This window comes from Treponema socranskii subsp. socranskii VPI DR56BR1116 = ATCC 35536 (assembly GCF_000468115.1).
GTDB classification, from domain to species: Bacteria; Spirochaetota; Spirochaetia; order Treponematales; family Treponemataceae; genus Treponema_D; species Treponema_D socranskii.
Map to the genome: position 1 here is coordinate 1 of NZ_AVQI01000069.1, position 10889 is coordinate 10889.

9 protein-coding genes are annotated in these 10889 nt (G+C 49.7%); 4 read left to right on the forward strand and 5 right to left on the reverse strand.

Annotation, left to right across the window (positions count from 1 at the left end; all coding sequences use genetic code 11):
- Positions 1-255: 255 nt before the first annotated feature.
- The 5 genes from dusB to HMPREF0860_RS09690 form a co-directional block, all read right to left on the reverse strand.
- Positions 256-1248 carry a tRNA dihydrouridine synthase DusB gene (gene dusB, locus HMPREF0860_RS09670; RefSeq protein ID WP_021330398.1) on the reverse strand — a complete coding sequence of 331 codons (993 nt, stop codon included), beginning with the start codon at positions 1246-1248 and terminating at the stop codon, positions 256-258.
- Complete coding sequence (locus tag HMPREF0860_RS09675) at positions 1248-2030, reverse strand: TatD family hydrolase (RefSeq protein ID WP_021330397.1); 783 nt, start codon at positions 2028-2030, stop codon at positions 1248-1250. The genes dusB and HMPREF0860_RS09675 overlap by 1 nt, the downstream gene beginning before the upstream one ends.
- 198 nt (positions 2031-2228) lie before the next feature.
- Positions 2229-2546 carry a winged helix-turn-helix domain-containing protein gene (locus tag HMPREF0860_RS09680; protein WP_021330393.1) on the reverse strand — a complete coding sequence of 106 codons (318 nt, stop codon included), beginning with the start codon at positions 2544-2546 and terminating at the stop codon, positions 2229-2231.
- The gene (locus HMPREF0860_RS09685) at positions 2533-3141 is read right to left on the reverse strand and encodes a hypothetical protein (RefSeq protein WP_021330401.1); all 609 of its coding nucleotides are present in this window, start codon (positions 3139-3141) and stop codon (positions 2533-2535) included. Before HMPREF0860_RS09685 ends, HMPREF0860_RS09680 begins: the two co-directional genes overlap by 14 nt.
- Before the next feature lie 91 nt (positions 3142-3232).
- A complete protein-coding gene (locus HMPREF0860_RS09690; RefSeq protein ID WP_021330402.1) occupies positions 3233-3730 on the reverse strand; it encodes a hypothetical protein in 498 nt (165 codons plus the stop codon).
- Positions 3731-4054: 324 nt separating this feature from the next.
- Here HMPREF0860_RS09690 and HMPREF0860_RS09700 point away from each other — a divergent pair, with 324 nt between their 5' ends.
- From HMPREF0860_RS09700 to gpmA, 4 genes are all read left to right on the forward strand, one after another.
- Positions 4055-6445 carry an adenylate/guanylate cyclase domain-containing protein gene (locus HMPREF0860_RS09700; protein ID WP_038081090.1) on the forward strand — a complete coding sequence of 797 codons (2391 nt, stop codon included), beginning with the start codon at positions 4055-4057 and terminating at the stop codon, positions 6443-6445.
- Positions 6446-6733: 288 nt separating this feature from the next.
- A complete protein-coding gene (locus HMPREF0860_RS09705; RefSeq protein ID WP_038081088.1) occupies positions 6734-7066 on the forward strand; it encodes a metal-sensing transcriptional repressor in 333 nt (110 codons plus the stop codon).
- Between the two features lie 13 nt (positions 7067-7079).
- Positions 7080-9704: a heavy metal translocating P-type ATPase gene (locus HMPREF0860_RS09710; protein ID WP_021330400.1), complete on the forward strand. Its 2625-nt coding sequence runs from the start codon at positions 7080-7082 to the stop codon at positions 9702-9704.
- 267 nt (positions 9705-9971) lie between these two features.
- Positions 9972-10718, forward strand: coding sequence for a 2,3-diphosphoglycerate-dependent phosphoglycerate mutase (gpmA, locus tag HMPREF0860_RS09715; RefSeq protein ID WP_021330399.1), 747 nt, complete (start codon positions 9972-9974; stop codon positions 10716-10718).
- The last annotated feature ends 171 nt before the right edge of the window (positions 10719-10889 follow it).

A 10889-nucleotide genomic window follows, 5' to 3' on the forward strand; every position in this document is an offset into this window, starting at 1 on the left:
GCGGGATCGTATCAAGCAAAGCGGGAAACGGCAAAGCTGATGGCCGAACGCAAGTATCCGCTTACTGAAATTCACCTTATAACCGGTCTCACCGAAGCGGAAATCAAAAAACTGTAATAATTATTTGCTTTTCAAAAAGCTCGACATTCAGATTTTTTAGGTAAAAATTGATTTCCGTGGGGTTTGCCGACGGTTTTGTTCCGTTTTGCTTACGGCTTTAGTCCGTCCGTAAAAAATCGGCTGTACTTTCGGTCTTTATCCTCGCAGTCCCGAAACTATCGCACGGTAGTCGGCTTCGCTCGACGCGTGAACGAGTTTCGCTCTCAGCTCCGCGCCGCCGGGGATGCCTTTCGTATACGCGCAAAATCGCTTTCGCATTTCTTTGCATGCGTTCGCTTCTCCTGCGTCTTCGATGAGGAGTTTAAGTTCTCGGAAACCCGCATCGATGCGCGCTCTGATGCCGACGTCTTCATAGCTTCCGGTCGTGAGGAGCGCCTTTGTCTTTGTAAAGATAAACGGATTTCCCATCGCACCGCGCGCAAACATCGCCGCATCGCAGCCGGTCGCTTCGAACATCGCCCGTGCGTCTTCCGGTGAAAAGAGATCGCCCGATCCGAAGACGCCGACGCGGCCGGACACAAATGAAACGAGCTCGGCGAGCGCATTCCAATCGGCTTTGCCTTCGTAGCCCTGCGCCCTCGTCCGCGGGTGCATCGTAATCGCGGCGACGCCTGCCGAAAGAGCCGCGTCCGCCGCTTCTTTCCACGTGATCGTTTTATCGTCCCAGCCTGAGCGGATCTTTACGGTGACGGGGACGCGTCTTTTTGCATGTTCGAGTGCACGGACGGCCGCTTGTACGACGGCATGTAATTTTTCGGGATCTCTCGTGAGCGCGGCTCCGGCTCCGGTTTTTACGATTTTCGGAACGGGGCAGCCGCAGTTTATGTCGATGCATACGCAATCGGTTTTTTCGGCGACGAGGGCGGCCGCCTTTGCGATGACGTCCGGATTGCCGCCGAAGATTTGTACCGCGTACGCCGTTTCGTTTTCAGCTTTCCGCAAAAGACGTTCGGTTTTATCGTTGTCTCGGACGAGCGCTTCGGCGGATACCATTTCGGTATATGTGAACGAAGCGCCGCAGTCGACGCAGATCGAACGGAACGAGCGGTCGCTGTATCCCGCGACGGGCGCGAGGAATATGTTTCCGTCGAGCGTGAGAGAGCCGATCGTAACGGGATGATACGGCATTATTCGGGAAGGTTAAACGCTTTGCAGCTGTTTTTCCAAAGTTGATCGGCAAGCTGTTCGATATCCGTTTCGAGCAGATCGGCAAGGAAATGCGCCGTCGACGTGATGTATGCCGGCATCGTACGCTTTTTTTCGCGGAATTCGGCCGGAATCATAAAGGGGCTTTCCGTTTCGATGAGAATTCTGTCGACGGGTACGTTGAGCGCCGTTTCGTGGAGGTTGCGCGCATTGCGGTACGTTAAATTTCCCGCGAACGAAAACCACACGTTCATGCCCGCGTCGAGGCAGCGCTTTGCATAGACTGCGTCTTCCGAATAGCAGTGGAAAATCGCACCCGATTGCGGAATGCGTTCGGAAAGTACGTCGAATATGTCTTTACCAGCGTCTCGGTTGTGGATGATGACCGGCAGATTGTGCTTTTGTGCGATTTCGAGCTGTGTGATAAACAATTCGATTTGCGAGCGCTTGTCGCCGAATTGCTTATAATAATCGAGTCCCGTTTCGCCGACGGCGACGACGTTCGGCAATTTGAGATTTTCTTCGATCGTATTTGCGTAGTCTTTGCCCGGATTCGTCACTTCGGACGGAGCGACTCCGACTGCATGGTAGATGCCGTTTACCGCTTTCAGCGTATTGTACACGCGCGTAAAATCGAGGAGACTGTTATTGATGGATATGATGCGGGCAACGCCGGCCTGTTTTGCCTGCTGAATGACGCGGAGCTGCTCAATAGGGTCATCATAGATCAGCCCGATGTGGGCGTGAGTATCAAAAAATTGCATGGCATTTCTCCCATAAATAAAAACTTTCGAAGAACGTATGTTTTCGAAAGTACACGCAGCGAATCGGAAATATACCGATGTTATTGTTTCTATAAAGATACCACAGCTTTTGCGTGAAGTCAAACTATTTTTACGAACGTGTTGAGCGTACATTTGACCCGGATACGGCGCATTTTCCTTTCTGTGTATATCTGCACTTCACTTTTCCAAGAGCGATGCGAGCTGCTGGGCATATTTTTTTACCGCTCTTCGTCCGAGCGGGGTTGCGCTGTACAGTGTCACGGGCTTTCGATTTACGAACCGTTTTTCGACCGTCAGATAACCGGCGTTTTCCAATTTTTTGCAGTGAACGGTCAGATTGCCGTCGGTCGCATGTACCGTATCGCGCAGCGCGGTAAATTCGATTTTTTGGCAGCCGAGGAGAACGGACATAACCGCAAGGCGCAGGCGGGAAGACAGCTGCTCGTCGAGCAGGCGGTGATCGAAAAAATCGACTTGCCGATCAGCAGCGGTCATCGGACGACTTCTTTTTTCGCATGATGATGAGAGCGGCGAGGGCGGGGATTGCAAGCAAAACGAAAGTTGCCGCGCTTATGATGAGCGGAGCTGTGTGTGGCCCTACAAAGAGGCAGGGCAGTGCGGACAAGAGCCAGAGGACGCCTTCCGCGTACATGATAATCCTTGCGCGCCTTTGTATCAGCGTTCCGCTCGTAACACATCCGACCGCTATCAATATGCCGATGATGAAAAAAACGGCGGAAAAATCGAGCTTACCGAAAAACGACAGTACAAAATTCAATACGATGACAAAACCGATACTGCCCCATAGAGCGGCAAAGATGCGGTCACTTGCCCTTTGTATTTTTTCCTGCCGTTGCCGGCGGAAATACAGCGGTAAAAAAAGCTGGCAAAATCCGATGACGAAGAGCCAAATGAGCCACACGTATTTTGCCGAACCGAAAAACAGACAACCGTACGTTGCACCCGTTCCGACGGGAATGGCAATGCCGTATACCGAAAACGGCACGAGCATCGATTCGAAACCCGCTTCGGCGTCTTCCGCCAATGCACCGATTAAAGACAGCTGTTCTTCTATCTCTTCGTCGTTCATACTGCAGTACCTTTTTGCAACATCCTCAGAATATAGAAAACGCCGATTAAAGTCGAGTGCACATCGGCGCTTTTATATTCGATTGTGTGTTTTATCGGTACATCGGGAGCGTGTAGCGCATACCGGCTTTTGCGTGAAAGCCGAATCCGCCGCCTCCGATTTCGGTAAAAAAGCTGAAGTTGACCGGCTTTTGGGTCATAAAGAATTCAAAGCCGAAAAATCCCTGACCCGTTATGGCAACCGTATACTCTTCGTCGAGGGGAAAACGTGCCATGGGCCCGCCGCCGCCGTACAAGCGGATATTTGCCGTTTGCATCAGATGTCCGCTCATTATCGAAAAATCGACGACAGGGTATCCGTATGTGTACTCGCTGTCGGGGAAATAGTATTCCGCATTTAGTCGGAACGCGAACGAATTGTCGAAAAACCACGGAGACGTGACGGCGGTCGATAGAGCGAAATCGCTTTTGAGACCGGCCAGTGCGAAATCGAATCCCATGCCGGTTTCCGATTTTTCCCTTCCTTCTTTTGCAAACGTGCACGCGCATGCCGCACATAGAAGGCATATACCGCATAAAATCTTTTTCATAAAATACTTCCTTGTGTGTCTGAAAATCTTGCCGTCGAAGCCGGATAAAAAGCTGCAGTCTTTTATACTCGGTTTCGATTTCCGGAACAATATAACTTATTTACTTTATTTTGTAAAGTGCTTTATAATTTTTTATGTCGAATTTCGAAGACGTCGATTGTCGGTCGGTGCATACAATCCCTTGCAGGTATTCTCGCGTGTCGGTCATTTCGGAAAAAGATATTGATTGACGTATTTGTAATGACGTACTACAATTACTTTGGGTCGGAAAAAGCAGCTGACTTTATTCTTTATGTTGATATTTTATACAATGAAGCATATTATATAACCATAAATAATTATGATGAAGATCGTATTCGAAAAAATCAAAAAAACGGGAGACAAATTGCGGCTTCTCCCCTGACTTTCAGAGTGCTGTCCCTTGTCGTTCTTGCCGAACTTATGCTGTTTCCTTTCAGCATGAACCGAATGGATTTGTTTCATCCCGAACAAACTTCGCGCTTGCTTTTCCCGTTTACCGTATTGCTGTCGGGGACGGTAACGAGAGGTTTTAATTTTTTTTATATTTGCTGTCTTTCGTTTTTTCTTTTGCCGATAACGTTTATCATCACCGTGCTGTCGTTTTTTCGAAAAGAAATAACTAAGCCCATTGTGTATCTGTGTTTGCTTGTTTCGCTGACGTTTTATTTGGCGGCGTCGGTTTGCGGAATCATTTTATTTGCGGATACGGCCCGCTGGTTTTCCGCGCTGAGTCCACTCGCATATATTGCGTTCTTTTCGGCTTTTATTTTGCATTCACGACTCATCACCGTCGGAATAATTTCCATAAAAGCGCAAAACGAATCGTATGTGGAATATAAAGAATTATTAAACGAAGAAGAAAAAAAAGAAGCCGTCCTTAGGAAAAAGGCGGCGGAAAAATTGAAAAGACGAAAAAAAAACGGAGCCGATGCGCTTGAAAGTTTTGATACCGTAAAAGCGGTGTTAAAAGAATGGATGCATAGAGTAAGAACTTTTAAAATCAAAACGCGCATAAAAACGAAAATAACCGTCGTTATTCTTTTGACGATCCTTGTCATCCTTTCGACGTTTATCTACACCGATTTGAAAAATTATAAAATGCTTGTTTCGCAAACCGCCGACAATACGGGCAAAAATCTTGCGGAGCAGGTTGCCGCGATTTACGATTTTTCCGACGGGCTGCATACGAAGATAAGCGCGTTTCTCGAAGGCATAAAAAAAACAAATGCGTCTTCTCCTTTTCCTTGTCAAAGAGCGGATATTATTACGACAAGCAGTAAATCGAATGTCTTTCTCGACGAAATCGATTATTCTACGGAGTTGCCGGAATTCGACGTTTTTTCGTATACGACGGCTGCCGTGCAGATAAATCAAATTCCTGCGGAAGAAAAAAGGATTTTACCGTCGGAAGCCATTCAGTACATAACGCATTATCAAAATATAAATACGAGGGGTAAGCCGATTTGTAAGTCGGAAAAGGACACGTGCATCTACGTCTATCCGGTAACTTTTTCGCGCAGAGAGGGACAAAAGCTCGTGGGATTTTCGGTCGTTACGTATTTGAAAGAAGTCTTAAACCGGCCGTATTTTCAGGCGAAAGTTTTTATCCTTTCGATTTCGGTGATCTTTTTCTATGTTTCCATAATCGTCACGCTGTTTCTCGCGGACTTTATAGTAAATCCCGTTCTCTTTCTTTGCGGCAACATCAGAAAAACGGCGAACAGCCTCAGCGATATGCTTGCCGGAAACGCAAAGATCGAATCCGGCAAATTGATTTTTGAAGAAACCGTCCATACGAACGATGAGATAAAAAATCTCTCCGTCGAAATAAAAAATATCGTATCGCTTGTGCGCGGGATGCTTCCCTATGTGTCGTTTCACACGGTGCAAAACGCTGAAAAAAAAGCCGGCCGTTTGAGCACGACGCGGGAACTGTGCTTTTTGTTTACGGATATCCGCGGTTTTACGAGCCTTTGCGAAAAAGTACCGCCGAAAGAAGTTATACGGCTTTTAAATCATTACCTCGACATAGAAACGAAAATCATTTTCGATAACGACGGCGACGTCGATAAATATGTCGGCGACGAAATAATGGCGTTTTTTTCCGGTCCGAAAAAGGAAATCAATGCCTGTAAAGCCGCGATGGAAATTCGCAAAGCGATGTATCGCGAAAAACAGCTCGCGTTGGAAAAAGGTGCGGCCGCTATTGCCGTCGGTATCGGAATCAATTCCGGATCCGTCGTATTCGGCTCGGTCGGCTCGGAAACGCGCAAAGATTTTACATCGATCGGAGATACCGTAAATCTTGCAGCCCGGCTTGAAAGTGCGAATAAGGAATACGGTTCGAAATCGATTATCTCGGAAACCGTTTATAAAAAGCTCGGAAAAGACTTCGTGTGCCGCGAGCTCGACTATATAACGGTTAAAGGGAAAACGAAACCCGTGCGTATTTATGAAGTGCTGCAATCGAAAGAAGGAACGACCGATAAAATTCTCGATCTGAAACGGACGTTTGAAACCGGTTTGTCGTATTACCGAAAGAGAAAATGGCAGCATGCAAAAAAATATTTTTCCGAAAATGCGAAAAAATACAACGATGCACCGTCAAAAGTATTTTTAAAAAGAATTGAGCGCTATCAGGTATCGCCGCCGAAACAGGAATGGAAAGGCGTTTTTGTAATGACCGGGAAATAGCGAGATGATATGTTTTTAATTGACGGGGAATGATACTCTACATACTGCCGTACATTGCCGTTCGTTCGAGTGTCATTCTCATAAGGCGGTTGCACTCGCAATGAAGCCCATTTTATTACCTCCTTAAAGTGAAAAGGGCTTTCATTGCTCTATACTTTTATGATATCCGTTCATTCCGCCGCTTCGCGTGCCGTCCTGTTTTCCTTTCGTTGCCGGTTCGATCACTATCCTGCTTGACATATACCCCCTAGGGGTATTATATTGAAAACGTCTTTTACGGGGGAAACTATGGCAAAGGAAGGTAAGGAAAAGGCGGCGTCGAAAAAAACGTGTACACGCTGCCAATACAAACACACGCCGCGCGGGGAAGCATCCGTCCGTGCGCTTCATTCGCGCTTAAACCGGATCATCGGCCAGCTTAACGGGATCAAATCGATGCTCGATGAAAACCGCTACTGCGGAGACGTGCTCATTCAAGTTTCCGCCGCCGAAAGCGCGTTTCGTACCTTCGGCTACATGATTTTGCGCGACCACTTGGAAAGCTGCGTTACGGAAGAGATAAAAAAAGGCAATACGAAAATCATCGATGAAACGATGCGGCTAATAGAAAGACTTCAATAACGAGGCAATGTATATGGCAAAATTTTCGGTAAGCGGCATGACGTGCGCGGCGTGCAGCGCCCATGTCGAAAAAGCGGTCGCCGCAGTTCCCGGTGTCGAAAGCGTTTCGGTAAGTCTTTTGACGAATTCGATGAACGTCGATTTCGCATCCCCTGCAAGTGCCGAGGCGATCTGCGTTGCAGTCGATAAAGCGGGTTATAATGCTTCCCTCGATACGAAAGATGTGCGCTCGGCGGATGCGGCGTCCAAACGCGCGTCGCTCGAAGACACGGAAACGCCGCGCCTCGTAAAGCGCCTTATTGCGTCTCTCGTTTTGCTTGTGCCGCTCATGTATGTGTCCATGGGACACATGATGTGGAAGTGGCCCGTCCCGCTCGCCGTGCACAACAATCCTGCATCGATCGCGCTCTATGAAATGCTGCTTGCGCTTTCCGTCATGCTTATCAACAGGCGATTTTTTACGAGCGGTTTTAAAAGCTTTGTACACGGAGCTCCGAATATGGACACGCTCGTCGCGCTCGGAAGCGGAGCTTCATTCGCATACAGCACGACCGTTTTATTTTTGATGACCTTTGCGATGGCTTCGGGCGATATGAAGAGCGCACATGCGTACCTGCACGATCTGTATTTCGAATCGTCGGCGATGATCCTTACGCTCATCACCGTCGGCAAAACGCTTGAATCCTACAGCAAAGGAAAAACGACGAATGCGATCAAATCGCTTATGGATTTGGCGCCGGAACAAGCGCACGTCATGCGTGATGGAAAGGAAGTAACGATTCCCGCGTCCGAAGTAAAAGTCGGCGACCTGTTTATCGTGCGGCCGGGAGAGCGCATTCCCGTAGACGGAACGGTGACCGAGGGAGCGAGCGCGGTAAACGAGTCCGCTCTTACCGGAGAAAGCCTCCCCGTCGATAAAGAGCGAGGAAGCGGCGTGAGTGCTGCGACATTGAATCAAAACGGATTTCTCACGTGCCGGGCGACCCGCGTCGGAAGAGACACTTCTTTAAGCAAAATTATCGATATGGTGGAAAACGCCGCCGCAACGAAAGCGCCCGCGGCAAAGCTCGCGGATAAAGTGTCGGGTATCTTCGTCCCCTCCGTCATTATTTTAGCGGTCGGTACGGGGATCGTGTGGCTCGCTGCGGGCGCGGAAGCAGGCTTTGCCCTTGCTCGTGCCGTGAGCGTGCTTGTCATCAGCTGCCCCTGTGCGTTAGGCCTTGCTACTCCCGTCGCTATCATGGTCGGAAGCGGACTCGGCGCAAAGCACGGTATTTTGTTTAAAACGGCCGCCGCACTCGAAGCCTGCGGTAAAACGGACGTCGTTGTGCTCGATAAAACGGGGACGCTGACGGAGGGGAAGCCGCGCGTTACCGACATATACACCGACGAGAGCGAAGAAAAATTATTAAAAATTGCCGGAAGCCTCGAAGCGAAGAGCGAACACCCGCTTTCGCGCGCGGTGATGGAAGCCGTTGCGGAACGGCGCATTGCCTACGAAACCGCAGACGACTTTGCCGCACTTCCGGGATTCGGAGTGCGCGGAACGGTCGCGGGCAAGAGCGCGTTCGGCGGGAATGCGGCGCTTATGGAAGAGCATCATGTACTTTCGGCAAGCTTAAAAGAAAAGGGCGAAGCTTTTGCCGAAGAGGGGAAGACGCCGCTCTATTTTGCCGAAGACGAAAAAGCGCTCGGCATCATAGCCGTAGCCGATGTTGCAAAATCCGACAGCGCCGAAGCGGTCCGAACTCTGTACGATGAAGGCATAGCCGTTGTCATGCTTACGGGTGACAACCGCCGTACCGCGCGGGCGGTTGCAAAAACGGTCGGCATACGCTCGGTCGTGTCGGACGTACTTCCCGACGGAAAGGACGAAGTTGTTTCGCGTCTTCAAACATACGGGCGCGTCGCGATGGTCGGCGACGGCATAAACGATGCGCCTGCTTTGACGCGGGCGGATATCGGTATCGCGATCGGAGCCGGAACCGATGTCGCACTCGATTCGGCCGACGTCGTGCTCATGAAGTCGACGCTTACGGACGTAAGTACGGCCGTAAACCTGTCGCGCGGCGTTTTGACGAACATCAAAGAAAATCTTTTTTGGGCGTTTTGCTACAACGTCATCGGCATTCCCGTTGCGGCGGGAGCGCTGTTTCCCGCGTTCGGGATCGCGTTGAATCCGATGCTCGGCGCGGCGGCGATGAGTTTGTCGAGTTTTTGCGTCGTCACAAACGCCCTGCGTTTGAATCTCTTCGACATATACAAAAAGCGGAAGACGAAAAAGCGGCCGGTCGAACTGCCGGACGAAGCGTTTACGGCGGACGGCAAAGCGGCAACTGCGCTTTCGCCTGCACCGGACGGCAAAGCGGCAAATACGTTTACAGCTGCAGACGGCGCTGTAAACAACGATATAACGGAGGAACCGAAAATGACAAAGACGATTGCAATCGACGGAATGATGTGCGACCACTGCCGCCGGCATGTCGAAAAAGCGCTTTCGGCGATCGACGGCGTGACGAAAGTAGACGTAAGTTTAAAAGACAAAAACGCGGTCGTTGCGCTTTCAAAAGATGTGGATGAAAAAACGCTTTCCGATGCCGTAAGCGAAGCGGGCTATACGCCGCTCGGCGTCCGCTGACGGAGAAGCGATCGGTATACGTGTGTGACGGTGTACATTAAGTTGCATCCGTTGACGAAGGGCGGGACGCCGTCGTGCAAGGGTGCCGGCATACCGTAAAATGGGGCAGGGTAACCGCAGCGGAAAATATATTCTCCAAAAAACGTATACGCTCCGGTTGCCCGACACGGCGCAATGCGCTATGATAGCGTAAAGTCGTGCGCTGCTTGAACTTTACGCTCGTCGCGCAGGCGTGTGCATGATTGATTTTTTTTATAAGAGGTAAATATGAAATTGGTACTTATTCGGCACGGTGAAAGCGAATGGAACAAATTGAATCTTTTTACCGGCTGGACGGATGTGGAATTGTCCGAAAAGGGGCAGGAAGAAGCGAAACAAGCCGGAGTCACATTGAAAAAAGAAGGCTTCGATTTCGACATTTGCTACACGTCGTTTTTAAAACGCGCGATACACACGCTGAACTTTGCGCTCGCTTCGATGGATCGCGAATGGCTGCCCGTTATAAAAACGTGGAAGCTGAACGAACGGCATTACGGCGCGCTGCAGGGGATGAACAAAGCCGAAACCGCCGAAAAATACGGCGAAGATCAGGTAAAAATCTGGCGCCGCTCTTTCGACGTAACGCCTCCGGCTTTGACTGAAAACGACGAGCGCAGTCCCCGCTTGCAGGAAGCATACCGTACGGTAAAAGACAAATCGGTGCTGCCCTTGACCGAAAGCCTTGCGACGACAATCGAACGCGCCGTTCCTTATTTTGAAAGCGAAATCAAACCGCACATGCAAAAAGGCGAGCGCGTGCTCATCGTTGCGCACGGCAATTCGCTTCGCGCCCTCGTAAAATATTTTGAAAACCTGACGAAAGAAGAGATTTTGGAAGTGAACATTCCGACCGGCGTTCCCCTCGTATACGAATTCGACGACAACTTCAAAGTGATCGGAAAAAAATACCTCGGCGACGAAAAAGCGATCGCCGAAAAAATGGCGGGCGTCGCGAATCAGGGCAAAAAGAAATAATCGCACTTCAACGGAACGGCGGATTTTGAAAACCTAAGTTTTTAAAGGTATCCGATAAAATGCGCGAATTTTTTAATCTCGTCGTAATTGCATTGACGCGCTCGCCGGCCGCTTGCACAAAAATCCGAAAATTAATAATACGGGCGTCTCCCGCCGCACTTCGTGCGGCGG

Excerpts from the sequence above, each read along its gene's own strand:
- HMPREF0860_RS09675 (WP_021330397.1), bottom strand. The coding sequence starts at position 2,030 with ATGCAATTTTTTGATACTCACGCCCACATCGGGCTGATCTATGATGAC.
- HMPREF0860_RS09685 (WP_021330401.1), bottom strand. The coding sequence starts at position 3,141 with ATGAACGACGAAGAGATAGAAGAACAGCTGTCTTTAATCGGTGCATTG.
- HMPREF0860_RS09690 (WP_021330402.1), bottom strand. The coding sequence starts at position 3,730 with ATGAAAAAGATTTTATGCGGTATATGCCTTCTATGTGCGGCATGCGCG.
- HMPREF0860_RS09705 (WP_038081088.1), top strand. The coding sequence starts at position 6,734 with ATGGCAAAGGAAGGTAAGGAAAAGGCGGCGTCGAAAAAAACGTGTACA.
- dusB (WP_021330398.1), bottom strand. The coding sequence starts at position 1,248 with ATGCCGTATCATCCCGTTACGATCGGCTCTCTCACGCTCGACGGAAAC.
- HMPREF0860_RS09710 (WP_021330400.1), top strand. The coding sequence starts at position 7,080 with ATGGCAAAATTTTCGGTAAGCGGCATGACGTGCGCGGCGTGCAGCGCC.
- HMPREF0860_RS09680 (WP_021330393.1), bottom strand. The coding sequence starts at position 2,546 with ATGACCGCTGCTGATCGGCAAGTCGATTTTTTCGATCACCGCCTGCTC.
- gpmA (WP_021330399.1), top strand. The coding sequence starts at position 9,972 with ATGAAATTGGTACTTATTCGGCACGGTGAAAGCGAATGGAACAAATTG.